Below are 26885 nucleotides of genomic sequence, written 5' to 3'. Positions count from 1 at the left end.
GGGATGGTTGTGCTGATCCGAATGCGTTCCCGCATCCGGAGGGGCTCTGGCCGTCTGTCAACTTATGAGATGAAAGGGAGGATTAATCATATGGACTTGAAAATCTTTGACCGGATGGAATCAGAGGTGCGTGGCTACATTCGGTCGTTTCCCGTGATATTCAGCCAGGCCAGAGGCTCTACGCTGATCGATGAAGACGGCACCGAATACATCGATTTCTTCAGCGGAGCCGGCACGCTGAACTATGGCCATAACAATCCTGTTCTCAAGGAAAAGCTGCTGGAATATGTTCAGTCGGACGGCGTCGTCCATGGCTTGGACATGGCGACCAGCGCGAAGAAGCGTTTCCTGGAGACGGTGGATCGCGTGCTGCTCAAGCCGCGTAACTGGCAATACACCTTGCAGTTCACCGGCCCCACCGGCACCAATGCCGTGGAAGCCGCGCTGAAGATCGCGCGTCAGGTCAAGGGGCGTCCCAATGTGATCTCGTTCACGCATGGTTTCCATGGCGTCAGCGGCGGTTCACTGGCGGTGACGGCCAACATGAAGTTCCGTGAGGCATCGGGCTACGCGCTGGGCAACACCACGTTCATGCCGTATGACGGCTACTTCGGTCCGGACGTGGACACGATGGCCTATCTGGAACGCATGTTGGAAGATCCCAGCAGCGGCATGGACAAGCCTGCTGCCGTGATTGTGGAAACCGTGCAAGGCGAAGGCGGCGTCAATGTGGCGACTTTGCGTTGGTTAAAAGAGCTGGACCGTCTGTGCAAGCGTCACGACATGCTGTTGATTGTGGATGACATCCAGGTGGGCTGCGGCCGGACAGGCACGTTCTTCAGCTTCGAGTCTGCCGGTATCCGCCCGGACATCATTACCTTGTCGAAGTCGCTGTCAGGCTTTGGCCTGCCGATGTCGCTGGTGCTGATGAAGCCGGAGCTGGATATCTGGAAACCGGGCGCGCACAGCGGCACGTTCCGCGGCAACAACCTGGCTTTCGTCACCGCCACGCAAGCGCTGGAAACCTATTGGGCCAATACCGCGTTTACCGCGGACATCCAGCGCAAAGAGCGCCAGGTGCGCGACTGGCTGGAAAACCTGGTGCACAGCTATCCCAATGCCGGTCTGTCAGTGCGCGGCCGCGGTTTGATCCAGGGGCTGGTGTGCAACGCCACGCCTGCACTGGCCAACCGCATTGCGCAAAACGCCTTCAAAAAGGGCGTCGTGATCGAAACCTCGGGCGCGCATGACGAAGTGTTGAAGCTGCTGCCCGCCTTGACGATCGAAGAAGAACTGCTGACGAAGGGCCTGGATGTGATCGAAGCCAGCGTGGCTGAGGCGCTGGCTGAAGAGGGGCAGTCTGCCCGAATTCTGAAATTTGGAGGAAAACGTCAATGATCGTACGCAATGTCAAAGATGTGATCGGCACCGCTGATGAAGTTCGCACCGATACCTGGGTCAGCCGCCGCGTGCTGCTGAAGAAGGACGGAATGGGCTTCTCCTTCCATGAAACCACCATTTTCCCAGGCGGCCGCACCCACATCCACTACAAGAATCATCTTGAAGCGGTGTGGTGCATTGAAGGCGACGGGTCTATCGAGACCATTGCCGATGGCAAGAAGTACGACCTGGGCCCCGGCGTGGTCTACGCCTTGAACGAGAACGACGAGCACTGGTTGTGCGGCGGCAAAGAGCCGCTGCGCGTGATCTGCGTTTTCAACCCGCCGCTGACCGGCCAGGAAGTGCACGACAAAGAAGGCGTTTACGCCTTGCCCGAAGCCCAGGCCCGCGCGGCCTGAACCAAGACAAGGAGGTTCGCATGATTTCACCTGCACAAGATCCGTACGCCTCGCGTACGGATCGAAGTTCGGCCATCATTGCCCGCCAGGACCCGGTGGTCTATGACAATGGCCAATACGCCAACGCCATCTCTGGCGAGCAAGTCGGCCAATATGAGCGCGATGGTTTTCTCTTGCTGGAAAACCTGTTCTCGGAAGACGAGATCCGCGCCTTATCGGCTGAAGTCGAGCGTATGACGCGTGACCCGTCGATCATCCGGCGCGAAGAGTCCATCACCGAACCCGGCAGCAATGCCGTGCGGTCCATTTTCATGGTGCATGTGCTCAACCCCGTGCTGTCGCGCCTGGTGCGCGACCCCCGGCTAGTCAACGTGGCGCGCCAGATTCTTGGGTCAGAGGTGTATGTCCACCAGTCGCGCGCGAACATGAAACCGGGTTTCAAGGGCAAGGAGTTTTATTGGCACTCCGACTTCGAAACCTGGCACGTTGAAGATGGCATGCCGTCGATGCGGGCTCTGAGCTGCTCGGTGCTGTTGACCGACAACAACGAGTGCAACGGCCCGTTGATGCTGGTGCCCGGATCGCACCGTCAGTTCATTTCGTGCGTGGGCGAAACGCCCAGCGACCACTACAAGCAATCGCTGAAAAAGCAGGAGTACGGCGTGCCGGACCCGGTCAGCCTGCAACTGCTGGTGGAGCAGGGCGGTATCCGCTCGATGACGGCCAAGGCCGGATCTGTGGTGTTCTTTGACTGCAACACCATGCACGGCTCGAACAGTAATATCTCGCCGTGGCCGCGCGCCAATGTCTTCATGGTCTACAACAGCATGGAGAACACCTTGAATCCGCCCAAATACGGGCTGACACCGCGTCCCGAGCATATTGCGACGCGCAAAGGTTTCAAGGCAGTCACGCCGCTGGATACCTTAAAGCTGGTGGGTAGTTAATCCAGCGTTATGCAAGCCCGGGTCCGCCCGGGCTTATTTGCGTTTTGGACCGGCGCAAGCCAGGGTTCGAATTCCGGCACGGCTCTCTGCTATTCTTTCGCGGATTCGTCATGTTGAGCCCTTGCCGCTATGTCTGCCCGTATCCTCAGCTTGCATATTTATCCGATCAAATCCTGCGCAGGCATCGACCTGAGCGAATCGCCCGTCGACCGGGCCGGATTGGCGTATGACCGCCGCTGGATGCTGATCAGCGCCGATGGGCAGTTCATGACTCAACGGCAATGGCCGGCAATGGCGCTGATCCGTACCGCGATCACGGCGGACGCATTGCGCGTGTCGGCCCCGGGCATGGCTGATCTGGAGGTGCCTCTGGATGGCTCGGCGCTTCTGCCCGGCACGGAATCCGTTGAGGTCTGGAGCGACACCATTTCTGCCCAGCGCGAAGGCGCAGAGGCGGGGCTATGGTTTTCTGATTTCCTGAAAACGCCGTGCCGCCTGTATAAGGTTGGCGCGGTGGCCGAGCGGACCGCAAAGCCGGACTGGGTTTCGCGCTGGCTGGAATCGCATCCCGATCTGGCCGAGCCGTTCGCAGGTAGCCACCACTTTGGTTTTGCAGATGGATTTCCTTTGCTGGTGGCCAACCAGGCATCGCTCGACGATCTGAACGCGCGCTTGCAGGCCAAGGGCGTGGCGCCCGTGACCATGGACCGTTTCCGCCCCAATATCGTGGTCGAAGGCGAATGGGAAGCCTTCGAGGAAGACCAAACCGCGATGATCACAGCGGCGCAGGTGCGGATGGCCTTCGTCAAGCCCTGCACGCGCTGCTCGATCCCCGACATTGATCAGCGCACGGCCCAACAATCCGACGAGCCCGGCCGCACGCTGGCGGGCTATCGCAATCTTGCCATCGGAGTTGTGTTTGGCCAGAACGCCATTCTGGATGCGCCGGCTGGCGCGCGCTTGAAAGTGGGCGACGGGGTCGAGATCGAACTGGATTTCTGAACCGCCGCCCAAGGCCGCGGTTAGGCGGTAGACAGCTTCAGGCCGACCAGGCCCAGCACGATCAGCGCCACGCTGGCGATCCGCATCCAGCTAGTGGATTCGCCGAACAGCACGATGCCTGCAATGAATGCGCCCACGGTGCCGATGCCTACCCATACGGCGTAGGCGGTGCCCAAAGGCAGCGTTTTCATGGCGATCGCCAGCAGCCAGAAGCTGATGATCATGCCGCCTGCGGTAATCAGGGACGGCACGAGCCGGGTAAAGCCGTGGGTGTACTTCAGGCCAACGGCCCAGACGATTTCAAACAGCCCTGCGAGTACCAGGATGATCCAGGTCATAGTCGACTCCTACTCTTGCGCGGCCGGCAGGTTGCCGGCATTGAGGGGTCGTCCCCGGATAAAAAAACGCGGGTCATTTGACCGCGCGCAGCAACAGGCCGTCCTGAAGCAGCAAAAATTATAGAATACCGGCTTTCCACGGCAAAACCGGGTGCCGGGCATCACTCTTGCAACACTTCGCGTTCCGGGCCGCGAAACCAGGATTTTTCTATCATGCAACGCATCATGCTGCGGGCAAAGCTGCACCGCGTCACGGTCACCGAAGCCGATCTTCACTACGAAGGATCTTGTGGCATCGACGAAGACCTGCTGGACGCTGCCGGCATGCGCGAGTTCGAACGCATCGAACTCTACAACGTCACCAATGGCGAACGTTTCGATACCTACATCATCAAGGCGGCCCGCGGTAGCGGCGCGATCTCGTTGAATGGCGCCGCCGCGCGCCGGGCGCAAGTGGGTGATCTGTTGATCATCTGCACCTATGGCCCCATGTCCGAAGCGGATTCGGCCACCCATAAGCCCCAAGTGGTGCTGGTGGATGACGCGAACCGCGTCAAGGAAATCCGCAAGTTCCCGGCCTGACGCCGGGCCGGGCGCAGCGCTGAGTCAGTGCTGCGTCAACCCTGAACCGTTTCATCATGAGCTTCCAGGTCATCATCCAACCCAGCAAGCATCAATTCCCGGTCGAACCCGGCCAGACGGTGCTCGACGCCGCCTTGGCCGCGGGCATCGTGCTGCCTTATAGCTGTCGCAACGGCGCGTGCTCCACCTGCAAGGGCAAAGTGGTGTCCGGGGAGTTCGACGCCGGTCAGTATCCGGCGCAAATCCTGTCGCCCGAGGAGCTGGCCGACGGTTACACGCTGTTCTGTCAAGCGCGGCCCGAGTCCGACATGGTGGTCGAATCCACCGAAGTCCGGCTTGCCAGCGACATCCAGATCCGCAAGCTGCCGTCGCGCGTTCAGACGCTGGAGCGCGTGGCGCCGGATGTCACGGTGCTCAAGCTGCAACTGCCCGCGTCAGAGCAGTTCCGCTATTACGCGGGCCAGTACATCGAAGTCATTCTGAAAGACGGCCGCCGCCGCAGCTATTCCATGGCGGGTGCGCCGCACACCGGCAGTCCGCTGGAATTGCACATCCGGCATATGCCTGGCGGTCTGTTCACGGATCATGTATTCGGCGCGGGCGACACGCAGATGAAAGAACGCGAGATTCTGCGTCTGGAAGGGCCGTTTGGTTCGTTCTTCCTGCGTGAAGACAGCGACAAACCCATCGTGTTGCTGGCCAGCGGCACCGGTTTTGCGCCGGTGAAGGCGATTGTCGAGCACATGATTCACAAGAACATCAGCCGTCCCGTCACGCTGTACTGGGGCGGCCGTCGTCCGGGCGACTTGTACATGGATGCGCTGGCGCAATCGTGGTCGGGTCTGTTGCCGAATTTCAGCTACGTTCCGGTCGTCTCCAATGCCTTGCAGGAAGACGGCTGGACTGGCCGCACGGGTTTTGTCCACGAAGCGGTCATGCGCGACATCGCCGATTTGTCCGGCTATCAGGTCTATGCTTGCGGCACGCCGCTGATGGTTGATGCCGCCCGGCGCGAGTTCTGCTCCCAGAACGGGCTGCCTTCGGAAGAGTTCTACGCGGATGCGTTTACCTCCGAAGCCGACTTGGCTAAAGCCGCGCCGTAAGCTTGGCGGTACACGTGTCAGGGGAGGAAACGCCGGGCCTGGAAAGGTTTGTCACTTCCTCCCCTTTTTAATACGTAGGCGGTGGCAAATCGGCAGGGTAAACTGCCTTGGCATCGGCCTGCCAAGGGACGCGGACATCGGGTCTGCCAGCCGATTTGGCGCGCAAGGAGCAATGCAGGCATGAAAGTAGCGGTATTGGGTAGCGGCATTATCGGAATCTCCAGCGCCTGGTGGTTGAGCCAGGCGGGCCATGACGTTGTGGTCATTGATCGCTGCACCGGTCCTGCGCAGGAAACCAGCCTGGCCAACGGGGCGCAGATCTCCGTTTCCTACGCCGAACCCTGGGCCAATCCTCAAGCGCCGCTCAAGCTGCTCAAATGGATGTTCCAGGACGATGCGCCGCTGCTGTTCCGGCCGCAACTGGATTGGCGGCAATGGATGTGGGGCTTGGCGTTCCTGCGCGAATGCCTGCCCAGCCGTCTGGCGCCGAACATCCGCGCCATGGTCCGCATGGCGGAATACAGCCGCAGCACGCTGCGCGATATGCGTGCCGAGCTGGGCATCGAATACGACCACCTTGAACGCGGCATCCTGAATTTCTACCGCGACCCCCACGAATTTGAAAACTCGCAACGCGCCGCCGGCCTGATGCGAGACTTTGGCGTCGAGCGCCGTGTGGTCTCGACCGACGAGGTCATTGCGATCGAACCTGCCTTGGCGCCGCATCGTCAAACCATCGTCGGGGGCGACTACACGCCCGAAGACGAAAGCGGAGACGTGCATCTGTTCACGGTGGCGTTGGCCGAACGATGCGCTCGGGCAGGCGTCGAGTTCCGCTACAGCACCCGAGCCACCCGTCTTCTGACGCAGGGCGGCACGGTGCAGGGCGTTGAAGTCATTGATCCCGATGGCACCTACAACACGGTTTCGGCCGACGCATATGTCGTGGCGATGGGCAGTTTCAGCCCCATGATGCTGCGTCCGCTGGGCATTCCGTGCAATGTTTACCCCGCCAAGGGCTATTCGGCGACGTTTCCGGTCATCAAGCCGGAAGCCACGCCCATGGTCAGCCTGACTGACAGCAGTCACAAAATCGTTTTTTCGCGCCTGGGCGACCGGTTGCGCATGGCAGGCACGGCAGAGCTGTCGGGTTATTCCCGTGGCCTGAATACCAGCCGCTGCGAAGCCTTGACCCGCCTGGCGCAAGAACTCTTTCCCGACGCGCTCGATTTCGAGAGCGTCAGCTATTGGTCGGGCTTGCGCCCGTCCACCCCCTCGAACGTGCCTATCATTGGCCGCAGCCGTATCCCCAATTTGTATATCAATACAGGACACGGTACGCTCGGCTGGACGATGGGTGTTGGCTCGGGCCGGGCATTGGCCGATCTGCTCAGTGGACGGCGGCCAGAACCGGAATTTCCTTTTCTTGGTCTGTGAACCTATGAAGAATCTGCAATTGGCGGGCGTAGCCCGCGCAATGTTCGCCAGCCGGCGTGCATGGGTATTCGGCGCCGCCATGGCGCTGGCAGGTGTGGCACATGCCGCCCCGGTAGAAATCCAAGTCTGGCACACGCTGTCGGACGCAAACAAGGCCGAGTTCGAAAAGCTGGCCAAGCAATACAACAAGGAACAGGACCAGGTCAGCGTCAAGCTGCGCGCGTTCAATTCCCAGGCCGCGCTGGAACAAGAGGCCACCACGGCAGTCAAGGCGAAGAATGCGCCCAACCTGCTGCAATTGACGGATAACCACTCGCCTGAAGTCGTGGCGCAACACAAGGCGATCCTGCCCTTGTACCAGTTGCTGGCAAAGTATCCGATCAAGGACTTGAACTGGTTTGTGCCGGCCACCAGCAGCTTTACGCGCGACGATAAGGGGCGCCTGCTGGCCTTCCCCTGGATGGCCGAAGTGCCGGTCATGTTCTATAACACCGCCGCCTACAAGAAGGCGGGGCTGGACCCCAACAATCCCGCCCGCACCTGGAGCGGCTTGCAAGCCGAACTGCTCAAATTGCGCGACGTGGCTGATATTGACTGCCCCTACGCCTCCAGCGATCAGGTAACGGTTCACCTGGAGAACCTGGCGCCCGTCAACGGCCAACAGTTCACCAGCAACAATAATGGCCTGGACGCGGTCACCAAGAAGAGCGCGGCGCCTGCCATGCAATTCGACACGCTCTACATGCGCCATATTTCGCTGATGGTCAGCTGGAAGCGCTCGCTGTTGTTCATGGCGCATTCTGGCGACTCCACCGCCGACAAGCTGTTCGCCAAGGGCGAGTGTGCCGTATTGACGTCGAATTCGGGCGCGTTTGGCACCTTCCTGAACACCAAGTCGCTGTCGTTTGGCGTGGCGCCGCTGCCTTACTACGACCAAGCCACCAAGACGGGCGGCCAGCCGTTCGTCAGCGGCTCGGCCTTGTGGGCACTTGAAGGCCGTCCGCAAGCCGAAGAAAAAGCCACCGCGCAGTTCCTGGCCTGGCTGTCCAAGCCTGTCGTTGCTGCCGAATGGCATCAACGCACGGGTTTCCTGCCGTTGACCGAAGCCGCGTTCCGCGCATCTGACGTGTCGTTCTACAAGAGCATCCCGGGCGCGCAAGCCGTGGTTGCCTCGATGAGCAACCGTCCGGTCAGCAACAGCCGCGGCTTCCGTATGGCGAACTACTCGCGCATCGAGCCCGTGCTGAACCAGCAACTGAATGATGCCTTCGAAGGCAAGGTGCCGCCCGTTGCGGCCCTGAACAACGCTGCCTCGCAGGCACGCAGCATTGCCACGCAGCGCTGATCGTTCCAGGACTGAACAGCGCTGATGCGCTGCCGGTCCCACGCAAAAACCCGATCCTGGTGATCGGGTTTTTTTTCGTCCGCACGCCCAGCAGTGGCCGTATCCGCCGGGGCGGGATCAAAGCATCCATGCGTACATGCCAGTCTGGCGGTGCAACGCCGTGCCATCCACCATGCCGTTACTGCGTACTGCTTCGGGTACGCCTATCGATTGCGGTGAGGCATGGTTCGAATCTTCTTCCTGGCGGCAGGCCTGTCCTGCCTGGCTGCTTGCACAAGCTGGCCCGCCTATCGTGTTGCCGGGTCATCCTGGCAGGGCGCTGGGCCTGCGGCGCAGGGCTTTCGCTTTGACTGGCAGTTGTCGGGTGATCAGGCCGTCGCGCCCATGCAGGTCTTTGACGACGGCCGCGAGGTCTGGCTGCAATTCGCGCCGGGCCAACGCCTGCCCGCTATTTTCGGCTTGCGGGCCGATGGCGAGCATGCCTTGCCTTATACGCGCCGCGAACCCTACGTGGTGGTGACGGGCGCATGGGGCGGGTTGTTGTTTCGCGGCGGGCGCCTCGCTGCCCGCGCACGGCGCGAAGGCGAGGCCGCTACCGCAGGCGTGGCGCAACCCGCGGCTGTGACGCAAGAGCAGGGGCAACCCGCCGTAGCAACGGCGTTGGGCGTGGGGCGGCTGGCGGCTGACGGCCCATTGGCGGCTGATGGCGCTGCGGCAGGTGTTGTTGCCCCCGCCGCAGGCGACGCGGCGGCTGCAAAAGCTTCGCCTGATACCGCGAGGCCTATGCCGGTCAATGTGGGGTTGCCCCAGAAAGGAGACTCAGGTTTGCCGGTTCCGCAAATTGCGACGCCAACGCTTGTCACGCCCTCGGCCCGGCTGTTTCTTGCGGCCCCGCCAGACACCACGCTGCGCGCGGTTCTGGCGCGTTGGGCGGCTGGTTCGGGTTGGACGTTTGAGGCCCAGCATTGGGCCGTGGATGTCGACATCCCGCTCTCGGCCACAGCCGAGTTTTCCGGAGACTTCAAGTCGGCTGTGCGTGAACTGCTCGCCGCAACTGAATTGGCGGACAAGCCTTTGCAGCCTTGTTTTTATGGCAATCAGGTGCTGCGCGTGGTGCCTCTGGCTCAGCCGTGTTCACGGGCGGCGTCACCATGGAGGGCAGGTGCATGACTATCCACTGTCTACCGTCCATCGTCGTATGTGTGGCCGTGTGCGGCTTGCTGGGCGGTTGCGCCGCCTCGCAACGGGCTGCTGATTTGCGCCTTGCGGCAAGCAGCCAGCATGCCAATATCACGGACCATCATCAGGCGTTCGCCAATGGGTTGGCTGATCGACAGGCGCGTATCGCGGCGCAAGAGGTCACGGCGCCTTGGATCGCCGGTAAGCCGCAGCCTTTGGCGCGAGAGGTCTCGCTGCCAGCCGCTCTGCGCGCAAACGTGCACACCACGTTAATGTTGGCTGATGAGGCTGATTTGCCTGCGCTTGCGCAGCGTCTTACTGCGGCGACTGGCATCCCGGTGCGCGTGCGGCCAGATGCCTTGCTGCCGTTGGAATTGTTCTTGCCTCGTTTGGCCGTCCAAGGCGTATTGGCAGTCGCTGCTCCGGCGCGGCATGAAGTGCGCAGCGGCCCTCAGCCGCTTGCCAATCTGTTGGATATGCTGGCGGCTCGGTTTTCGGTGCAGTGGCGCTATGAGAAAGGCGTATTGGACTTCTACCGAACCGAAACCCGCGCGTTCGACGTGCGGGCGCTATCCCTTACCAGTAAGGTCGATGTGCGCTTGGGCCGTTCAGGCGGCGCCAGCTCCGAGGGTTTCGAAAGCACGTCCAACACCGCCTTGTCAGCAAAAGAGCACAATGCGCTGGCCATTTTGCGCGCCAACGTAATGCCTTTCCTGACTCGCTCAGGCGTGATTGCGGAAGCGGTCGATGGCGCCTCGGTCCTGGTGGTCACCGATACTCCCGATGCGCTGGACCGCGTCGCGCATTATCTGGACCGGCAGAACAAGGCGTTGACACGCCGGGTACGCCTTGTCTTTGAAGAAATCACCGTGATTGCCAAGGACTCGGCCTCGGGCGGCATGGACTGGAACGCGCTTTATTCGGCGGCAGGCGCGTCATTGGGTTTTGCCGCGGCGCCTGCATCCGTGACGGGCGCCGGTGCATTCAATGCGATTACGGGCCGGGGGCCTTTCCAGGGCTCGCAGGCCATCGTGTCCGCCTTAAGCACAATGGGCGCAATCGTGCGTCACAGAAAAGTCCCCGTTCTGACCTTGAACCGGCGTCCGGTCACGCATGCGGTCAGAACTACGTTTTCCTATATCGACCGGGTGCAAAGCACAGCCGTCCCAGGCACTACTGCGGGCGGCGCCAATGGCTCCTTGCCCGCCGTGTCCATCAGTCAGAAAGATGAAACGGTCGGGTCGTTCCTGACCCTGCTGCCGGATATCCAGGAAGACGGCCAGATCTTGCTATCCATCGCTTATGACAATGCGGTGGCGCAGCCCTTGAAAACCATCACCTTTGGTGAACGCGGCAATCAAGTGCAAGTGCAGCAGATCACGATTGATGGCAACGGCACGGTGCAGCAGCTTGAGCTGCGCCCGGGCCAGCCTGTCATCGTGTCAGGGTTCGATCGTAGCCAGGATCAGCATGATCGCCAGCGCGTGGCGCCTGGTCTGCCTTTGATTGCGGGTGGTCAAGATAGCGCGGTGTCCGAACGCGAGACGACGCTGGTCCTGGTCACGGCTCAGGTCGAAGAAGGGTACTAAGGACACGTCATGCATCGAGCTCCTTATCTGCTCTTGATCAAGTGCGCTGGTGCATTGCCCCCCGGCGCAGTGCACCCCGGCGCAATGCGCACGTTGGCGTTCGGCCTGCGTTGGCAGGTGCTTATCGGCTCGAACGCTGCGGGTCTGGCGCAAAAGCGCGGGCGGCGGTTGAAGGCCACGCATTACGTCATGGGTGGTTCGCTGGCCATGGTCGCCGGATACGGGCGTGTGCGCTCTGGATGGCGTCATCGTCCGCTTGGCGGCGCCGGGGCCCATATTCAAGCTGCTGCACAGCTGTACGCGGTGTTGTATCCGTCGGGTGGGCGTAGCCTGATCCGCCTGCCGGACGGGCGCTATTGGTGGGTAGGGGCGATTGACGGCACCGTTTTGTCGCAGACGGACAAGGTGTTCACATCACAGGATGAAGCACTGCGCGCGCAGGCGTTGTTGGGTGCGCAGCGGCCAGAATTACAAGAGCATGATGCCAATGAAACTTGGGCCGCGTTGCTTCAGGCGGTGGACCCTGACGCCCGGTTGGTGGGGTTGCCGTCTCGCTGGGCCGCATTGCCGCTTGCGCCGCGTATGTTCCTGGCATGTTTGGGGCTGTCCGCGGTTGCGCCACCATTGTGGAATGGGTTGGCGCCGCTCGTGCGCTCAAGCCCGCCCGTTGCAGTGCTGCCATCATCAGGTGATGTGAGCCGGGCGAATCCCTACCAGGTGATGCTGCGGGATACGGTTGTGCATTCCCCTGCCGAGTTGCCTCGTCTGCTGCGCAGCCTGGGCAAGCTTCCTATTCAGGTCCAGGGCTGGGCGTTGCGTCGTGCCCAATGCGATGCGGATAGGTCGGGTTGGAACTGTTCGGCTGCATATGCCCGTGCGCATTCAATGGCGACGAATCATCAACTATATCTTCGCCTTCCTGCGGGTTGGCAGGTGTCTTTCAATCCCTTGGATGAGGCCTCGCTGTCCTGGCGCGTTGCGTCAGACGGTGTTCCATTGGCGGACTTGAATCTTCCCGGCCGGCTGCGGGTAGATACCGAATTGGTCGCCGGCCTGCAGCAACTGCGGCCAGCTTTTGCTTCGCTGGCGCTGGCGCCTGCGGTGCCGTTGTCGGCTACTGGCGCATCGCTTTCCGGGGTAACAGACTCTGCGCAGCCAGAGCCACGCATAGTGCGGCGGCGTGCATTGCGTGTGCACGGACCATTGCGTTCGTTGATGCTATTGCCGGGCCCGATCCTGGCCGCCCGATGGTCGCGCCTTGTGCTGGATGTGCAGGCGCAATTGCGGCCTGGTTTGATTGCCAGCGTGTTGGTCGCTGAGTTGGACGGGGATCTGTATGAACAAGACTAAATTCTTCGCGCTTTGCGGCGCAGTCGGCGGGCGAGCGGTCTTTAGCCTGGCGTTGTTGGCGTATGCGGCCAATACGCCGGCAGAGGAATCTGCGATGCCGCAGGACGATGCCCATGCATGGCCGGAAGTGGAGACCGTGCGTACGTTGTTGCGCGCCGATGCGGCTGCTGCCTTGGCGGATTGCCGGGTGCCTGGAATTTGCCGACCGGGTTTGGATTCTTTGGGGCAGAAAGTTTCCGCACTGCGGCCGCCCGCCGATATACGCGTGGTGGCGATATTCGGTATTTCCAGCCGGCTCAAGGTCGATCTGATCGTCAATGGCACGTTGCTTCGTTATCAAGCGGGCCGCCAGGAGCCTATCGCGGGGGCGGTCACGGCCGGCGTGTACAGGCTGCTTGCCATCGACGGCGCGTGCGTCCGTCTGCGTGGGGCAGAGCAGGACCACACTGGCTGCATGGATGCGGGAGGGAATCATCCATGACCCGGCAATCTGCGGTGGATCGCAAGACGTCCGCACCCGAGCTTCGTACGGCGCAGGATATCTCCCAGTTGCAGCCCGCATTTGTCTGCGCACTGGGCCGGGAGTTCGATCTTGCCGCCCTGGCAGGGCGTTTGTGCCCCGTGCTTCTGGCAAATGGCCAGGCCGCTATCTTCGCAGTCCAGAAATACATCCAGGGAGATGCGATTGACGAAGTCGAGCGCATGGTGCGGGCCAAAGGCTACAGACTGGCGCAACCGTCGCGGTACGCGTTACCGGCCGCGTTGCTGCTGATGATTGCGCGCGAACAATTGACGGCGCAGGGTTTGGGCGGGCAGGGCGGGTCCGTGCAGGCCGACCGCCGTTCCGCGCTGGCCGCGTTGTTTCTGGACATCGTGCGCTGGGGTGTGGCGCAGGGGGCAAGCGATATACACGTCAACGTAAACCAACGTCGCGGCGCCTGCGAGATCCGCTACACCATCAATGGCGAATACGTCAGCACCGAAAAATTCACCGGTTTATCCAATGCCACGCTACTGGAAGTGTTAGCCGTGGCCTGGATGGATGTGCGCGGCGGCAATGGCGCTGTATTTGATCCGGCGCTTGAGCAGCAAGGTCGGATCGCGCTCGATTTGGACGGCATTCCTGTCGTATTGCGCTGGGCCTCTTTGGCTACTGACATGGGCCCATCCGTGTGCTTGCGCATCCTGCGCCTGGACGCCACGGCTGGTGGCGATCTGCATGCGCTGGGTTATTTTCCTGAACAGATATCCACTTTATTGCGAGCTCGAGAGCGTGAGGGCGGCGCCATTGTGCTGGCTGGTGTTGTGGGGTCGGGAAAGTCCACTACGATCGCGACGCTGATGCGGGGCATTGCTGCCACCCGCAAAGTGATTACGCTCGAAGACCCCGTTGAATACATCATAGGCAATGCACTGCAAAACACGCTGGGCAGCGCGTTGGCGGGTTCGGCCTGGCCTGCTTTCGACGCCAAACTGAAAACCATCAAACGGTCAGCTATGAATGATTTGTTGGTCGGTGAAATCCGCGACGTCAATACCGGCCGCGCATTCATGGACCTGGCAAGCTCGGGCATCAGTCTCTACACGACCACGCACGCGGGTTCGGCAGCGATGATTCCTGAGCGGCTGGCTTCAGATGCCATCGGCGTATCGCGCGATTTCCTGGCGGCGCCAGGAGTGCTGAAGCTGCTCGTCTATCAGACGCTGTTGCCACGCCTGTGTGCCCGCTGTGCATTGCCCGTAGACAGCCTGTGGCGAATGCCTAGCGGGCATCGCACATTTGATGCCGCCGAATGGCAGCCATGGGTGCAGCGTATGCAGCAGGTTTATGGTTTGGAGCTTGACGCTTTGCGCGTCACAAATGCGGCAGGTTGCGTTGAATGCAGACGCCCGCAACTCACCGCGTTGAATGGAATCGCAGGGCGCAGCGTCGCCGCTGAAATGATCGAGCCGGACAGGGTGGAAGGTTTTCATGAGCGCGTGCGCGAACGTGACAACCTGGCCCTGAAACGACACGTCGACTCGGCAGGCCCGGAGACTTGGCGCGATGTCAGCCAGCGTGGAAAGCGAGCGCTCGACGGCGCGCTCTACAAAGTCAACCAAGGAGAACTCGACCCAAGGGTCTTGCTACAGCGGTTTGATCTGCTTGCTACGCCCAGCGGGTCGGGCGCAACACCGCAACGGGGCGATCATGACTGAATGGCGTCTGGCGCTTTCTTCCTGGTTTTCGGCAGGCGGTTATGGCCTGATGCTGGATGCTTGGCGTTTCCGTTCCCGCAGGGCGGACTACTACGAATATCTGGCGGATCTGGTCGAAGGGACGCAAGGCCGAAAAAGCCTGCGTGACATCTTCGAAGACGATGCGCGCCGTTATGGGCCAGGCACTGTACGCGGCCGCTTGTCTCGGCACTGGGCATTGTCTTATCTGGAGGCTGGCGGAGACCTGGGCGGAGCATGGGCCTCCACATTGCCAGCCAGAGACTGTCTGCTGCTTGCCTGCGTCCAGGAAGAGGGTGGCGATTTGCCCGCTGCCCTCAAAGACATCGCGCGCGCCGTTCGTCTGGCGGCAGATGCCCGCATGGCTGTGATGACCGCAGCCGCGACGGGTATGGTCGCCGCGCTGGTGGCCTTCGCCTTGCTGTGCGCCATTCCCTTTTTCAGCGTGCCCCGCTTGCAAAGCGTATTCCAGACGGTGCCTGCCGAAGACTACGGGCGACTGACGCAAGGGTTGTTTGCACTGGCCGGATATGTTCGCGAATGGTTGGTCTTGTGGCTGGTATCAACGGTGGGTCTGGCGCTGCTTGGCCAATGGTCGTTGGCCAATTTGACGGGGCCGTGGCGCGACAGATTGGATAGCTGGTTGATCTGGCGCCTGTACAGAGATTTTCAGGCCATTCAATTCCTGTCCCTGCTGGCTGTGCTGGTGCGTGAACATGGTGCGGCCGACACGCGATTGCGCAGAGCGTTGTCCGTGCAGTGCCGCGGAGCGCAGCCCTGGCTGCGTGGGCATTTGCAGACGATGTTGGATCGGACCGATGCCGGTGTGGCGGGGCCCGAACTCTTCAATACGGGCCTGCTCGATGCCGAAACGTGGTGGTTTATGGCCGACATGATGGACGCCTCGGGGCTGGAGACGGGACTGGCCCGAGTGCGCTTGCGGGTTGAAGAGCGGCTGCTGGTTCGGGTGTTGCGCCAGGCGTCCACATTGCGCTGGACGTTGCTGATTGCGTCGCTTGCGACCGTGTTGGGAATCACGCTCTGGCACTACGGCGTGATCAACGAACTGCGTCAATCACTCACAAATTTTTATGCAAACCAGTAGTAGCCGGACCTTACGGCTCGAAAACGACGTTGCAAGGCATATCCACCAATCCTTGATTGCTTTCAGCAGGAGGTAACGATGCAGAGGTTCGACAGGGGTCGATTCGGCGCCATGCGCCAACAAGGTTTTTCACTGATGGAGGTATCCATTGTCACGGCGATCGTCTTGCTGATTGCGATTGTTGGCATCCCGGCAATTGGCGGCTACGTCATCGAAAACAAGGTGCCCAAAGTAGGCGAAGAACTGCAGCGCTTTATTGCCAGCATGAAGATCAATGCGCAAGGGGGCGGCATCACGCCATACGCTGGCCTCGATACCGGCGCCATGGCCAACGCATTGCGCGATTCAAGCGTGTTGTCGGTACAGGGTTCCGGCGCGTCGGCCACTATCGCGCACGGTTTGGGCGGATCGGGTTCGGGGCGCAACGGTATTGTCGAAGTTGCGCCGGCCGCTTTTGATGGGGCAGGTTTGGGCGCCGCTTTTACCGTCACGCTCACCAATGTTAGCCAGGCTGCCTGTCCATCGTTGGCTTCGGTATTGCAGCGGGTGTCTGAATCGATTTCGATTGATGGCGCCAGCGGCGCCAAGCTGGTCAAAGACTCGATAGCCACGCCCCGCGTTCTCTATCGCGCCGCGCTAGCCCAGGCGCAATGCGGCCACGGAGACGTCAACACCTTTGTGTTTACCGCCCGATGAGCAGCCACCTGTGTCCGGCGCGCTGGCGTGGTGGCATTGCGCTGCGGTTGATGCAAACAGGATATTCATTGGTGGGCGTGGCGCTGGGCTTGGTTCTGACCTCCCTGATTGCCATTTGGGCTTCCAATCAGCTCGTACAGCGGATCGAAGATGCGGCGGCGCATTCAACCGGCGTATGGCTGACGCAGGTTCGCCTGGCGTTAGCGGGGGTGCTGAACCTGCATTTCGACGCCTTGGCCAATGGGCAGGCGCCATTGGGCAGTCAGGGCAAGCCGCTGTTCGTGAACCCGCTAATGCCCACTGTGGCCGAGTTGCGCACGCAGGGGCACTTGCCAGCGGACTTTCCAGAGCAGTCTTCCATGGGGTTCGGTGCGCAGATCAGGATCGCCCGCGCACCGGCCTGTCCGGGCGCGTCGTGCCGTCTTGACGGATTGGTCTACAGCGCCACACCGGTTTTAAAAAGAGGAGCGCAAGTTGTTGATCTTGTGGGCATATCTGCCGTAATTGCCGCCGCGGGCGGTTATGCGGGAGCGGTATGGCCCCAGTCGCCAGGGGTGGTGCGGGGGGCTGTGTTCAGCTTTGCCAACCCTTTGGCGTCCGGCGCCCCGCGTTATTTGCCCGGTACGCTGGCGCTTTGGGCGGGCGCGGGGACAGGAGGTGGAGGCGGGCAGCTAGATGTGGACCGATTTGTCACGCTGCGGGATACGCGAGATCCCATGCTGAGAGGGGCGTTGTCGGTGGCGTCCAACATGTCTGCGGGCGGCCGTCTTGCGGTTGGAGGCGTGCTGTCGACCGCTACCGACGTTTCTGTTGGGGGACATATCGTGATGGCCGCGCGCGCTGTGCCAGGCCATTTCTGTCCACGCGTCAACGGCACTCTGGCAACGTCGCATGGGGGCGAATTACTCTCCTGCCAGGGAAATGTGTGGACACAGGCCAGCGGCGGTTTCGGAGGCGCCTACAGTGTCAATGCCCCTAGAGGATGCTGGCATTACACGGGCGTGCCAACGGTAAACCCGCGAACGGGAGACTGCTCTTGCCCGGCCGGATTTACGAGTGTCATCGTGTCAGCGGGCGGAAAATGGACGGATAACGAGGGTTGGACCACCGGTTACGTCTGCGTCAGGTAGCGCCGATTGCGCCGCATTCCCGCGCAAGCCCGCCAACCCTCTATAATCAAAGATTCGCCTAAATCTTGCTTCATCCACGATGAAATCCTCCGAGATTCGCCAGCAGTTTCTGCAATTCTTCAAGTCCAAGGAACACACCATTGTTCCTTCGTCGTCGCTCGTCCCCGGCAACGACCCGACTTTGCTCTTCACTAATTCGGGCATGGTCCAGTTCAAGGACGTCTTCACGGGCAAGGAATCGCGGTCGTATACGCGTGCCACATCGTCGCAGCGCAGCGTGCGCGCCGGCGGTAAGCACAATGACCTCGAGAACGTGGGCTATACCGCCCGCCACCATACGTTCTTCGAAATGCTGGGTAACTTCAGCTTTGGCGACTACTTCAAGCGCGACGCCATTCAGTACGCCTGGGAACTGCTGACGCAGGTCTACAAGCTGCCAGCCGATAAGCTCTGGGTCACCGTCTACCAGGAAGACGACGAGGCCTACGATATCTGGGCCAAGGAAGTCGGCGTGCCGACCGAGCGCATCATTCGCATCGGCGACAACAAGGGCGCGCGCTACGCGTCTGACAACTTCTGGCAAATGGCCGACACCGGTCCTTGCGGCCCGTGCTCGGAAATCTTCTTTGATCACGGTCCTGAAATCTGGGGCGGCCCCCCGGGATCGCCCGAAGAAGACGGCGACCGCTACATCGAGATCTGGAACCTGGTGTTCATGCAGTTTGAACGCGACGCCGCCGGCAATATGCCGCGCCTGCCGCGTCCCTGTGTCGATACCGGCATGGGTCTGGAACGTATCGCCGCCGTGTTGCAGGGCGTGCATTCCAACTACGAAATCGACCTTTTCCAGCACCTGATCGCCGCCGCAGCCCGCGAAACCGGCATCAAGGACCTGGAAGACAACTCGCTGAAGGTCATTGCCGACCACATTCGTGCCTGCTCGTTCCTGATCGTCGATGGCGTGATCCCCAGCAACGAAGGCCGTGGCTACGTGCTGCGCCGTATCGTGCGCCGCGCCTTGCGTCATGGCTACAAACTCGGTCAGACCAAGCCGTTCTTCCATCGCATGGTGCCGGATCTGGTTGCCGAGATGGGCGAAGCCTATCCCGAGTTGGCCGCTACGGCCGACCGCGTTGCGCAGGTGCTGAAGCAAGAAGAAGAGCGCTTTGGCGAAACGCTGGAACACGGCATGCGCATCCTGGACACGGCCCTGGCTAATGTGGCCAAAGGCGGCGTGCTGGATGGCACTACGCTGTTCACGCTGTATGACACCTACGGTTTCCCCGTGGACCTGACCGCCGACATCTGCCGCGAACGCGAAGTGGAAATCGATATGGCGGGTTTCGAGGTCTCCATGGAGCGTCAGCGCGACCAGGCCCGGGCCGCCGGCAAGTTCAAGATGGCCGAAGGACTAAGCTACGAAGGCGCCGAAACGCGCTTTGAAGGCTACGAAAAGCTGGAACTCGACAACGTCAAGGTCACGGCCTTGTACGTGGACGGCACGCACGTCCAGCAAGTGACGGCCGGCCAAAGCGCCGTCGTCGTGCTGGACGCTACCCCGTTCTACGCGGAGTCGGGCGGCCAGGTGGGCGACACCGGTTTGCTGGAAGCCGACGGCTTGCGTTTTGTCGTTGCTGACACGCTGAAGATCCAAGCGGGCGTGTTTGGTCATCATGGCGTGCTGGAATCGGGTTCGCTGTCCGTGGGCGACACCCTGCTGGCCCGCGTGGACGCCGTCCGCCGTGCCCGCACGATCCGCAATCACTCTGCCACCCATTTGATGCACAAGGCCTTGCGCCAGGTGCTGGGCGCGCACGTGCAGCAGCGCGGCTCGCTGGTGGACCCCGACAAGACCCGCTTCGACTTTGCGCAAGACGCGCCGATGACCGCCGAACAGATCGCGCGTGTCGAGGCCATCGTCAACGCCGAAGTGCTGGCCAACCAGCCCACCGTGGCCCAGGTCATGGCTTATGACGACGCGGTCAAGGGTGGCGCCATGGCGCTGTTCGGCGAAAAATACGGCGATACGGTACGGGTGCTGGATATCGGCTTCTCGCGCGAACTCTGCGGTGGCACGCACGTCAGCCGTACGGGCGATATCGGTCTGTTCAAGATCATTTCTGAAGGCGGCGTGGCGGCTGGTGTGCGCCGTATCGAAGCCATCACTGGCGACAACGCGCTGGCCTGGGTGCAGAACCAGAATGCCTTGCTGACCCAGATCGCGGGCATGCTGCGCAGCACGCCGGCAGACCTGCCGACGCGTATCGCCCAGGTGCAGGATCAGGTCAAGGCGCTTGAGAAAGAGCTGGAGCAGTCGCGCAACAAGCTGGCTGCCAATGCTGGCAATGATCTGGCTGCCAGCGCTGCTGTCGACGTCAAGGGCATCAAGGTCCTGGCCGCCAGCATCGGCGACGTGGATCCCAAGGCGCTGCGCGGCATGGTCGACAACCTGAAGGATCGTCTGAAGCCGGCCGTTGTGTTGCTGGCAACGGGGTCCGCAGATGGCAAGATCAGCGTGGTGGGCGGCGTTACCGCCGACCTGACCGACCGCATCAAGGCCGGCGATCTGGTGGGCTTTGTGGCCAGCCAGGTGGGCGGCAAGGGCGGTGGCCGTCCTGACATGGCCATGGGCGGCGGCACCGATATCGCAGCCTTGCCCGCAGCAATTGCAGGCGTGCAGAAGTGGGTTGACGAGCGTCTCTGATGAGCAGCGTGGAAGCCGGTCTTGATACCGGCGCGCAAGCGCCGGATTTCGAGCAAGAAGTCGACGCTAGCGGGCTGACTTGCCCGCTGCCCATCCTGCGCGCGAAGAAGGCGTTGGCGCAGATGGCCAGTGGTCAGGTTTTGCGCGTCATCACCACGGATCGCAACGCCATTCGCGACTTTCAGGCCTTTGCGCGCCAGACCGGTAACGTGCTGGTTGCGCAGCAAGAGTCCGATGGGCGCGGCGTGCATTTCTTGCGCCGCCGCTGATCCTGGCCAGCCAACCGGCTGCTCGGTTCGCTCCATACGACAAGAGCCCGCCTTCATGGCGGGCTCTTTGCTTTGCGGGTCAGCGTGCGGCTTACTTATGCACGGCTGCGGCAACGGCTTGGGTAATGGTGAAATCCACCAGGTCGCCTTCCTTGAGCTGCTGCAGGCGGGCTTGCAGGGCAGGGTCTTTCACCTGGATCGTGCGCATGCCCCCTTGGGGGCCTTTAAGCGTGACAAGATTGGCACTTTTGTTGATATGCCAGATCTCGGCCGTGATCGTGGTTTGGCGACCCATTGCGCCGCCGGGCTTGGCGCCCGGAGCGCTGCGCGTCCCGGCTGTCTCGGTGACGACTTCAGGTATGCCTGATCCGGCGGGTCGCACATCAATCCCCACGGACTCGTAATAGTCGAGCGTCAGCGAGTCGCCTGGCTTGATCTGATTGAAGTTGCGAATGTCGGGGCCGGCCTGAACGTTCACGGTGTTGCCATTCTCACCCTGCAACGTGATGGTCCGGGTAGCCGGGTCCACGGCGGTAACTTTACCCGTGGCGGTGGTTAGCGCCGCGCCGACCACGCGGGCGGAAGCCGTCAGTGGCATTGCCAGCGTGCCCAGCAAAATGCCCGCCAAGGCCAGGCGCGCGACGGGAGTGAAGGCTGATTTCTGGTTCTTCATGGTGTGGCACTCTCCTGAAATGGAAGTGTTGGGGAAAAACACGGAGACACGACGAAACGGGCGCAAAGGCTCCGCCCATCAGGACGATGGCTTGAAAGCAGTAAGGGGGCTGCGCCATGGTGGCGCGGACGGGTGGAGCAAAGCGCGGGATGAGGCGTAGGACGACATAAAACCGATCTCTCCAACCGGGCTATTCTTCAAACGCACTTAGGGTCAAACGCAGGAAAAGCAGACGTAAGCGCTGCCGGGCGGCTACACTTTGGGCTGCGGCGGGCTCCGGCCCACATTTGTAGAATACCCGGATGTGGTGTTTTAGGATACAAATCGCGCCGCTACGCCTGATTCAGCACCTGCATTTGCCAGCTGGCTTGTTTAAGTGCTAGAATTTCCCGTTTTTCACAACTAATTCAAGGGATTACCTATGGTGGTGATTCGCCTGGCCCGCGGTGGGTCCAAGAAGCGTCCGTTTTACAACCTGGTGGCCACCGATTCGCGTAACCGTCGCGACGGCCGCTTCATCGAGCGCGTGGGTTTCTACAACCCCGTAGCTAGCGAAGGCACGGAAAACCTGCGCATTGCGCTGGATCGCGTGCAATACTGGACCGGCACTGGCGCGCAATTGTCGCCCGCTGTCGAGCGTCTGGTTAAAGACTACTCGGCCAAGGTTTCCGCCGCAGCTTAATTGCCTGCGTCGTTTAAACCCCAAGCTGTTAGTTAGTAGAGCTACCATTTTTAGCTGTTTCATCGTTACCAAGAGCACGATACATGCCTGATGCCGCAAACTCCAACGCGGCGCCTACGGATTTGATCGAGCTGGGCCGCATCAGTGCGGCCTACGGTGTGAAAGGCTGGGTTAAGGTGCAGCCACATTCGGCCAATGCCGAAGTACTGCTCTCAGCATCTCAATGGTGGTTGACTCGCCCTGTGCCTGAATTGGCGCGGGGCGCTGTCGCGTCTGCGCCTGTCGCAATCAAGGTTTTGCAAGTCCGTACGCAGGGCGCCACAGTGGTGGCCCAGTTGGCGGGTATTGCAGATCGCGATCAGGCCGAAGCCTTGCGCGGATATTCCGTCCAAGCGCCGCGCGGTTCTTTTCCCGCGCCCGAGGAAGACGAATACTACTGGGTCGACCTCATCGGCTGCGCGTTGTACACCAACGCCAACGGTGAAGCCACGCTGATAGGCGTGGTGGGTGAAGTCCTTGATAACGGCGCACATGCCGTCTTGAAGGTCTTGTGCCAGAAAGCTGGAGCCGAAGGGCTCGAGCCTGTCCTGGACGCCAAAGGCCGACCTGCCGAAATGCTTGTTCCGTTCGTACGCGCGCACATACACGCCGTCGATTTGGCCGCTCGCCGCATAGACAGCGACTGGCCCGCGGATCTTTGATGCGATTCGACGTCATTACGCTCTTTCCCGAAATGTTCGGGGTAGTGCGCGATCTGGGTGTTACCGGCCGGGCGCATGCGCAAGGCCGGTGGTCCTTGCACGCTTGGAATCCCCGTGATTTCACGCAGGACGTCCATCGCACGGTGGACGACCGTCCTTACGGCGGCGGCCCCGGAATGGTGATGATGGCGGCGCCTTTGGAAGCCGCTGTCAACGCCGCCCAGGAAGCGCGTGCCGCGCAAGGTCTGGCCCGCGCCCCTGTGGCGCTGCTGGCGCCTGTAGGCAAGCGCTACGATCAGGCCGACGCTGAATCGCTGGCTGCCAGTGAAGGCATCATCCTGATTTGCGGCCGGTACGAGGGCGTGGACCAGCGCTTCATTGAACGCTGCGTCACGCACGAGATTTCACTGGGCGACTTTGTGTTGTCTGGCGGAGAAATTGCAGCCCTGGCGGTCATCGACGCAGCAGTCCGGCTGGTGCCGGGCGTGCTCAACGATGGCGACTCCGCATTGCAGGACTCGTTCAACGACACCTTGTCCGGTTTGCTGGATAGCCCGCATTACACGCGCCCCGAGGTCTATCAGGGTGAGCCTGTGCCCGCGCCCTTGTTGAGCGGCCACCATGCCAATATCGCTCGTTGGCGGCGTGAGCGTTCGCTTGCCCTGACGGCGGCCCGGCGTCCCGAGCTGATCGAATCAGCACGGGCCAAGGGATGGCTCAACAAAATCGACGAGCGCTACCTGGCCGAGCTGGCCGGTACCTACGATCCCGCCTCAGAGCCGCCTAAGCGCAGGCGCCGGCCTTCGGCCAAACCCGCTGCCGACGCCTTGGCAAGCACGCCGCCGTCACCGGTTCCGCCCAAGACGCCAGACGCCTCTTAAGGTGTCTTCGAAATTCGATAAGCCCCACCGCCGCTAGGGATGTTCCTAGGTTGTGGGGCTTTCTTCTGCTCCTTAGTATTGAAAATTACATGCAAATGAAATTTTCATATGAGCCTCTCTGCCCTTAAACGTCTTGATCACGCTGGACTGCCAACCGCGCCATCGCAGGCGGGGCGGCCGGAATCCGCTGTCGATTTGTGGTTGGGCCAGCAGTTGCGCCAATTGCGCAAACAGCAACGCCGCTCATTGGCTGACGTCGCCAGCGCTTGCGGCATGTCGCTAGGGTTGTTGAGCCAGATTGAGCGCGGGCTGAGTTCCGCTTCGGTGAAGGTCTTGCATCTGCTGGCTCGCGAGTTTCATGTGTCCGTGAATTCATTGCTGCGCAATGCCGAACTCACGCAGGGCGAAGATGATGGCCGCGTCGCGCGCGCCGGCACACATCGATATATCGATCTGCGGGAAAAGGGCATCAGCAAAGAGATGTACACGCCGCCCGCGTGCCGCAGCATGGATTTGTGCCGGGCGTCCATTGAACCCGGCGGCTCCACCGGCAATGAATTGTTCGTCACGGGGCAGGGCGAGCAGATTGGTCTGGTGCTTAAGGGTTCGCTGGAACTATGGGTGGGCGACCGCGTCATGTTGCTCAACGAAGGCGATAGTTTCTGCTATGCCAGCAGCACGCCGCGCCGATGGCGCAATCCCGGGTCCGAGACGACTGAGGTCATCTGGGCTATCTCCAATATCACTCAAGCCGCGGGGGACGATACGCAACAGGCGCCATAAGCGCGCAGCACTCATAGCGGGGCGATGACACTGGGGATCATCGCGCCATCCGGAGAGGCGATGCAGCCGCAACGCAGTATCCGGACTTCTTTGCCACGACGAGGATATGTCATGAAATTCAAGACTCTGGTTGTCTCTGTATTTGCAGCATTGTCCATGGCCGCGGGCGCTCACGCCCAAACGGTGTTGAAAGTGGGGTCGACACCCACCGGCAGTCCGTTCACCTTTCTTGATACCAAGACCAACTCTATTGAAGGGGTGATGGTCGATATTGTGAAGGCAGTTGGCAAGGAAGCGGGGTTCGAGGTGCAGATCGAACCCATGGCATTTTCCGCGTTGATCGGATCGTTGACGTCCAAGCGCATCGACATCGTGTCGGCCGCCATGTTCATCACGCCGCAGCGCCAGCAGGTCGTGAGCTTTTCAGACCCGGTGTACCGCTACGGCGAAGGCTTGATGGTGCTGAAGACCGACAACAAGGAATACAAAGCCTTTGCGGACATGAAAGACATGACGGTCGGCGTGCAAGTCGGCACCGCATTCGTCGAACCGATCCAGAAAAGCGGCGTATTCAAGGAAGTGAAGCTTTACGACAACCCGCCTGACATGATGCGCGACGCCAATGCCGGCCGCATCCAGGGCGGTTTCATGGACTACCCGATTGCCGCCACCATTTTGCGTCAGGGCAACTACCCAAATCTGAAAATGGCGCAGGCCTACCAGCCGACTGTCATGGGCAGCCTGGGCCTGGCAACGCGCAAGGATGACACGGCGCTGCTTGATCGCATCAACAAGGCGCTGGTCAAGCTGAAGGCCGATGGCACCATCGCCGCCATCCTGAAGAAGTGGGGCCTGGAAGGCGTGTGACGCCAGCCTGATCTCGCACGACCCAAGCGTTATGGCATCAGTCCGGCCGGCGTGCATGCGCGCGCCGGCGGGCGGGGCGCATTCCGCGCGTGTTGTCCTGTTGGGGTAGATGAAGTTATGACGGAACTCTTCAAAGACTGGGCGGAGTACCTGCCGATACTGTTGCAGGGGGCCAAGTTGACGATCCTGGTGACCCTGGGATCGCTTGCGCTTTCGACAGTGTTGGGGCTGGTGTGGGCGCTCATGCGGGTGTCGGGCAACAAGTATTTGTCCAGTATCAGCGGTGGCGTGATCAACCTGCTGCGCGGCATCCCGATCATTGTGCTGCTGTTCTATATCTACTTTGTGATGCCTGATATGGGCGTGTCGCTGACCGCTGTGCAGGCGGCCATCATCGGTCTGGGCGTGGCGTATTCCGCGTATCAGGCTGAAAACTTCCGCGCGGGCATTCAGGCTATTGACCGGGGGCAGATCGAAGCCGCGATGGCCATGGGTATGAGCTGGAGCATGACGATGCGGCGCGTGGTGCTACCGCAAGCCGTGAAAATCGTGCTGCCGCCATACGGCAACATCATGATCATGATGCTTAAAGATTCGTCGCAGGCGTCCACCATTACCGTCGCGGAATTGGCGTTGCAGGGCAAGCTGATTGCCGTGTCCACGTTCAAGAACGCGACGGTGTTTTCGCTTGTGGCGCTGATGTATCTGGTGATGTGCGTGCCGCTGATTATGCTGGTGCGGCATCTGGAAAAAAGGAGCGCCTCCAAATGATCGAGCTTCAGGGGGTACGCAAGAGTTTTGGCGCGCTTGAGGTGCTAAAGGGCATCGACGCCGAAGTCACCAAAGGCGAGGTCGTGTGCGTCATCGGGCCATCCGGCTCCGGCAAGTCCACGATCCTGCGCTGCATCAATGGACTGGAACGCTACAACGCCGGACGCATCACCATCGATGGCGAACTCGTCGATTCCGATGCGCCCTCCATCGTGTCCATCCGCACCCAAGTGGCCATGGTGTTTCAGCGTTTCAACCTGTTTCCTCATCGCACGGCGCTGGAAAACGTCATTGAAGGGCCGATCTACGTCAAAAAGGAACCGCGCGCGCAGGCGTTGGAGCGTGGCCGCGAGCTGCTGGCCAGCGTGGGTCTGGCGGACAAGGCCGATGCGCATCCGCCGCAGTTGTCAGGCGGCCAGCAGCAGCGCGTGGCCATTGCCCGCGCGCTGGCAATGCAGCCCAAGGCCATCCTGTTTGATGAACCCACATCCGCCCTGGACCCGGAGCTGGTCGGTGATGTGCTGGGCGTCATGCGCAAGCTGGCCGAAGCGGGTATGACCATGGTCGTCGTGACGCACGAAATGAGTTTTGCTCGAGAGGTGGCCGACCGTGTCATGTTTTTCGATGGCGGCGTCATGGTTGAGCAAGGCGTCGCTCGCGAAGTGTTGAATCATCCGCAACACCCTCGGACGCAGGATTTCCTGCACCGGGTGCTGCACCCCATGTAAGGAATCA

General features: G+C 61.1%; 27 protein-coding genes. 25 read left to right on the top strand and 2 right to left on the bottom strand.

The genetic code is table 11. From position 1 onward, the window contains the following. The first annotated feature begins 90 nt into the window (after positions 1-90). The 4 genes from ectB (at position 91) to RAS12_RS12480 (ending at position 3748) form a co-directional block, all read left to right on the top strand. A complete protein-coding gene (gene ectB, locus RAS12_RS12495; RefSeq protein ID WP_306949997.1) occupies positions 91-1398 on the top strand; it encodes a diaminobutyrate--2-oxoglutarate transaminase in 1308 nt (435 codons plus the stop codon). Continuing rightward, positions 1395-1799 carry an ectoine synthase gene (locus RAS12_RS12490; RefSeq protein ID WP_306949995.1) on the top strand — a complete coding sequence of 135 codons (405 nt, stop codon included), beginning with the start codon at positions 1395-1397 and terminating at the stop codon, positions 1797-1799. The genes ectB and RAS12_RS12490 overlap by 4 nt, the downstream gene beginning before the upstream one ends. A 20-nt stretch (positions 1800-1819) precedes the next feature. Further along, positions 1820-2746 carry an ectoine hydroxylase gene (gene thpD, locus RAS12_RS12485; protein ID WP_306949993.1) on the top strand — a complete coding sequence of 309 codons (927 nt, stop codon included), beginning with the start codon at positions 1820-1822 and terminating at the stop codon, positions 2744-2746. A gap of 129 nt (positions 2747-2875) precedes the next feature. Further along, positions 2876-3748 carry an MOSC domain-containing protein gene (locus RAS12_RS12480; protein ID WP_306949991.1) on the top strand — a complete coding sequence of 291 codons (873 nt, stop codon included), beginning with the start codon at positions 2876-2878 and terminating at the stop codon, positions 3746-3748. Between the two features lie 20 nt (positions 3749-3768). On the opposite strand, the gene sugE is transcribed toward RAS12_RS12480, so the two are convergent. Next, positions 3769-4086: a quaternary ammonium compound efflux SMR transporter SugE gene (gene sugE / locus RAS12_RS12475; protein WP_306949989.1), complete on the bottom strand. Its 318-nt coding sequence runs from the start codon at positions 4084-4086 to the stop codon at positions 3769-3771. 213 nt (positions 4087-4299) lie between these two features. Between sugE and panD the strand changes: the two genes are divergently transcribed. From panD to RAS12_RS12405, 14 genes are all read left to right on the top strand, one after another. Next, positions 4300-4668 carry an aspartate 1-decarboxylase gene (panD, locus tag RAS12_RS12470; RefSeq protein ID WP_006224022.1) on the top strand — a complete coding sequence of 123 codons (369 nt, stop codon included), beginning with the start codon at positions 4300-4302 and terminating at the stop codon, positions 4666-4668. A gap of 56 nt (positions 4669-4724) precedes the next feature. Beyond that, positions 4725-5771, top strand: coding sequence for a CDP-6-deoxy-delta-3,4-glucoseen reductase (locus RAS12_RS12465; RefSeq protein ID WP_306949986.1), 1047 nt, complete (start codon positions 4725-4727; stop codon positions 5769-5771). A gap of 180 nt (positions 5772-5951) precedes the next feature. Further along, positions 5952-7208, top strand: coding sequence for a D-amino acid dehydrogenase (locus tag RAS12_RS12460; RefSeq protein ID WP_306949982.1), 1257 nt, complete (start codon positions 5952-5954; stop codon positions 7206-7208). Between the two features lie 4 nt (positions 7209-7212). Further along, positions 7213-8553 (top strand): extracellular solute-binding protein, encoded by a 1341-nt coding sequence (locus RAS12_RS12455; RefSeq protein WP_306949980.1) that lies wholly within the window; start codon positions 7213-7215, stop codon positions 8551-8553. A 222-nt stretch (positions 8554-8775) separates the two neighbouring features. Further along, positions 8776-9723, top strand: coding sequence for a TrbG/VirB9 family P-type conjugative transfer protein (locus RAS12_RS12450; protein ID WP_306949978.1), 948 nt, complete (start codon positions 8776-8778; stop codon positions 9721-9723). Then, entirely contained in the window at positions 9720-11321 is a 1602-nt protein-coding gene (locus tag RAS12_RS12445) for a hypothetical protein (RefSeq protein WP_306949976.1), read from the top strand. Before RAS12_RS12450 ends, RAS12_RS12445 begins: the two co-directional genes overlap by 4 nt. 9 nt (positions 11322-11330) lie before the next feature. Beyond that, on the top strand, positions 11331-12671 hold the full coding sequence (locus RAS12_RS12440) for a type IV pilus inner membrane component PilO (protein ID WP_306949974.1): 1341 nt from the start codon (positions 11331-11333) through the stop codon (positions 12669-12671). Beyond that, a complete protein-coding gene (locus RAS12_RS12435; protein ID WP_306949972.1) occupies positions 12658-13152 on the top strand; it encodes a hypothetical protein in 495 nt (164 codons plus the stop codon). The genes RAS12_RS12440 and RAS12_RS12435 overlap by 14 nt, the downstream gene beginning before the upstream one ends. Next, positions 13149-14870 carry an ATPase, T2SS/T4P/T4SS family gene (locus RAS12_RS12430; RefSeq protein WP_306949970.1) on the top strand — a complete coding sequence of 574 codons (1722 nt, stop codon included), beginning with the start codon at positions 13149-13151 and terminating at the stop codon, positions 14868-14870. The genes RAS12_RS12435 and RAS12_RS12430 overlap by 4 nt, the downstream gene beginning before the upstream one ends. Then, complete coding sequence (locus RAS12_RS12425) at positions 14863-15993, top strand: type II secretion system F family protein (protein ID WP_306949969.1); 1131 nt, start codon at positions 14863-14865, stop codon at positions 15991-15993. Before RAS12_RS12430 ends, RAS12_RS12425 begins: the two co-directional genes overlap by 8 nt. A 78-nt stretch (positions 15994-16071) precedes the next feature. Next, entirely contained in the window at positions 16072-16689 is a 618-nt protein-coding gene (locus RAS12_RS12420; protein WP_306949967.1) for a type 4 pilus major pilin, read from the top strand. Beyond that, entirely contained in the window at positions 16686-17819 is a 1134-nt protein-coding gene (locus tag RAS12_RS12415; RefSeq protein WP_306949965.1) for a prepilin, read from the top strand. Before RAS12_RS12420 ends, RAS12_RS12415 begins: the two co-directional genes overlap by 4 nt. Positions 17820-17898: 79 nt before the next feature. Continuing rightward, positions 17899-20523, top strand: a complete 2625-nt coding sequence (alaS, locus tag RAS12_RS12410) for an alanine--tRNA ligase (protein ID WP_306949963.1) — start codon at positions 17899-17901, stop codon at positions 20521-20523. After that, positions 20523-20792 carry a sulfurtransferase TusA family protein gene (locus RAS12_RS12405; protein WP_306949960.1) on the top strand — a complete coding sequence of 90 codons (270 nt, stop codon included), beginning with the start codon at positions 20523-20525 and terminating at the stop codon, positions 20790-20792. Before alaS ends, RAS12_RS12405 begins: the two co-directional genes overlap by 1 nt. Before the next feature lie 91 nt (positions 20793-20883). On the opposite strand, the gene RAS12_RS12400 is transcribed toward RAS12_RS12405, so the two are convergent. Next, on the bottom strand, positions 20884-21465 hold the full coding sequence (locus tag RAS12_RS12400; protein ID WP_306949959.1) for a hypothetical protein: 582 nt from the start codon (positions 21463-21465) through the stop codon (positions 20884-20886). Positions 21466-21886: 421 nt separating this feature from the next. Between RAS12_RS12400 and rpsP the strand changes: the two genes are divergently transcribed. The 7 genes from rpsP to RAS12_RS12365 all read left to right on the top strand — a co-directional run bounded on the left by rpsP (position 21887) and on the right by RAS12_RS12365 (position 26878). After that, entirely contained in the window at positions 21887-22147 is a 261-nt protein-coding gene (gene rpsP / locus RAS12_RS12395; protein WP_006224007.1) for a 30S ribosomal protein S16, read from the top strand. An 83-nt stretch (positions 22148-22230) separates the two neighbouring features. Then, complete coding sequence (rimM, locus tag RAS12_RS12390; protein ID WP_306949951.1) at positions 22231-22848, top strand: ribosome maturation factor RimM; 618 nt, start codon at positions 22231-22233, stop codon at positions 22846-22848. Further along, complete coding sequence (gene trmD, locus RAS12_RS12385) at positions 22848-23729, top strand: tRNA (guanosine(37)-N1)-methyltransferase TrmD (protein WP_306949949.1); 882 nt, start codon at positions 22848-22850, stop codon at positions 23727-23729. Before rimM ends, trmD begins: the two co-directional genes overlap by 1 nt. Positions 23730-23837: 108 nt before the next feature. Further along, positions 23838-24512, top strand: a complete 675-nt coding sequence (locus RAS12_RS12380; protein WP_306949947.1) for a helix-turn-helix domain-containing protein — start codon at positions 23838-23840, stop codon at positions 24510-24512. Between the two features lie 111 nt (positions 24513-24623). After that, a complete protein-coding gene (locus tag RAS12_RS12375; RefSeq protein WP_306949945.1) occupies positions 24624-25379 on the top strand; it encodes an ABC transporter substrate-binding protein in 756 nt (251 codons plus the stop codon). A gap of 117 nt (positions 25380-25496) precedes the next feature. Then, entirely contained in the window at positions 25497-26150 is a 654-nt protein-coding gene (locus RAS12_RS12370) for an amino acid ABC transporter permease (protein WP_306949943.1), read from the top strand. Then, entirely contained in the window at positions 26147-26878 is a 732-nt protein-coding gene (locus RAS12_RS12365; RefSeq protein ID WP_306949941.1) for an amino acid ABC transporter ATP-binding protein, read from the top strand. The genes RAS12_RS12370 and RAS12_RS12365 overlap by 4 nt, the downstream gene beginning before the upstream one ends. The last annotated feature ends 7 nt before the right edge of the window (positions 26879-26885 follow it).

Origin of the sequence: Achromobacter seleniivolatilans, assembly GCF_030864005.1 — a bacterium.
Lineage (GTDB): Bacteria > Pseudomonadota > Gammaproteobacteria > Burkholderiales > Burkholderiaceae_B > Achromobacter > Achromobacter seleniivolatilans.
This window is presented reverse-complemented; position numbering and strand designations above follow the sequence as displayed.

Excerpts from the sequence above, each read along its gene's own strand:
- sugE (WP_306949989.1), bottom strand. The coding sequence starts at position 4,086 with ATGACCTGGATCATCCTGGTACTCGCAGGGCTGTTTGAAATCGTCTGG.
- rpsP (WP_006224007.1), top strand. The coding sequence starts at position 21,887 with ATGGTGGTGATTCGCCTGGCCCGCGGTGGGTCCAAGAAGCGTCCGTTT.
- RAS12_RS12425 (WP_306949969.1), top strand. The coding sequence starts at position 14,863 with ATGACTGAATGGCGTCTGGCGCTTTCTTCCTGGTTTTCGGCAGGCGGT.
- RAS12_RS12405 (WP_306949960.1), top strand. The coding sequence starts at position 20,523 with ATGAGCAGCGTGGAAGCCGGTCTTGATACCGGCGCGCAAGCGCCGGAT.
- RAS12_RS12370 (WP_306949943.1), top strand. The coding sequence starts at position 25,497 with ATGACGGAACTCTTCAAAGACTGGGCGGAGTACCTGCCGATACTGTTG.
- RAS12_RS12415 (WP_306949965.1), top strand. The coding sequence starts at position 16,686 with ATGAGCAGCCACCTGTGTCCGGCGCGCTGGCGTGGTGGCATTGCGCTG.
- RAS12_RS12430 (WP_306949970.1), top strand. The coding sequence starts at position 13,149 with ATGACCCGGCAATCTGCGGTGGATCGCAAGACGTCCGCACCCGAGCTT.
- RAS12_RS12460 (WP_306949982.1), top strand. The coding sequence starts at position 5,952 with ATGAAAGTAGCGGTATTGGGTAGCGGCATTATCGGAATCTCCAGCGCC.
- RAS12_RS12420 (WP_306949967.1), top strand. The coding sequence starts at position 16,072 with ATGCAGAGGTTCGACAGGGGTCGATTCGGCGCCATGCGCCAACAAGGT.
- ectB (WP_306949997.1), top strand. The coding sequence starts at position 91 with ATGGACTTGAAAATCTTTGACCGGATGGAATCAGAGGTGCGTGGCTAC.
- thpD (WP_306949993.1), top strand. The coding sequence starts at position 1,820 with ATGATTTCACCTGCACAAGATCCGTACGCCTCGCGTACGGATCGAAGT.
- RAS12_RS12435 (WP_306949972.1), top strand. The coding sequence starts at position 12,658 with ATGAACAAGACTAAATTCTTCGCGCTTTGCGGCGCAGTCGGCGGGCGA.
- RAS12_RS12375 (WP_306949945.1), top strand. The coding sequence starts at position 24,624 with ATGAAATTCAAGACTCTGGTTGTCTCTGTATTTGCAGCATTGTCCATG.
- trmD (WP_306949949.1), top strand. The coding sequence starts at position 22,848 with ATGCGATTCGACGTCATTACGCTCTTTCCCGAAATGTTCGGGGTAGTG.
- RAS12_RS12455 (WP_306949980.1), top strand. The coding sequence starts at position 7,213 with ATGAAGAATCTGCAATTGGCGGGCGTAGCCCGCGCAATGTTCGCCAGC.
- RAS12_RS12445 (WP_306949976.1), top strand. The coding sequence starts at position 9,720 with ATGACTATCCACTGTCTACCGTCCATCGTCGTATGTGTGGCCGTGTGC.
- RAS12_RS12380 (WP_306949947.1), top strand. The coding sequence starts at position 23,838 with ATGAGCCTCTCTGCCCTTAAACGTCTTGATCACGCTGGACTGCCAACC.
- panD (WP_006224022.1), top strand. The coding sequence starts at position 4,300 with ATGCAACGCATCATGCTGCGGGCAAAGCTGCACCGCGTCACGGTCACC.
- RAS12_RS12480 (WP_306949991.1), top strand. The coding sequence starts at position 2,876 with ATGTCTGCCCGTATCCTCAGCTTGCATATTTATCCGATCAAATCCTGC.
- RAS12_RS12490 (WP_306949995.1), top strand. The coding sequence starts at position 1,395 with ATGATCGTACGCAATGTCAAAGATGTGATCGGCACCGCTGATGAAGTT.
- RAS12_RS12450 (WP_306949978.1), top strand. The coding sequence starts at position 8,776 with ATGGTTCGAATCTTCTTCCTGGCGGCAGGCCTGTCCTGCCTGGCTGCT.
- RAS12_RS12440 (WP_306949974.1), top strand. The coding sequence starts at position 11,331 with ATGCATCGAGCTCCTTATCTGCTCTTGATCAAGTGCGCTGGTGCATTG.
- alaS (WP_306949963.1), top strand. The coding sequence starts at position 17,899 with ATGAAATCCTCCGAGATTCGCCAGCAGTTTCTGCAATTCTTCAAGTCC.
- RAS12_RS12365 (WP_306949941.1), top strand. The coding sequence starts at position 26,147 with ATGATCGAGCTTCAGGGGGTACGCAAGAGTTTTGGCGCGCTTGAGGTG.
- RAS12_RS12400 (WP_306949959.1), bottom strand. The coding sequence starts at position 21,465 with ATGAAGAACCAGAAATCAGCCTTCACTCCCGTCGCGCGCCTGGCCTTG.
- RAS12_RS12465 (WP_306949986.1), top strand. The coding sequence starts at position 4,725 with ATGAGCTTCCAGGTCATCATCCAACCCAGCAAGCATCAATTCCCGGTC.
- rimM (WP_306949951.1), top strand. The coding sequence starts at position 22,231 with ATGCCTGATGCCGCAAACTCCAACGCGGCGCCTACGGATTTGATCGAG.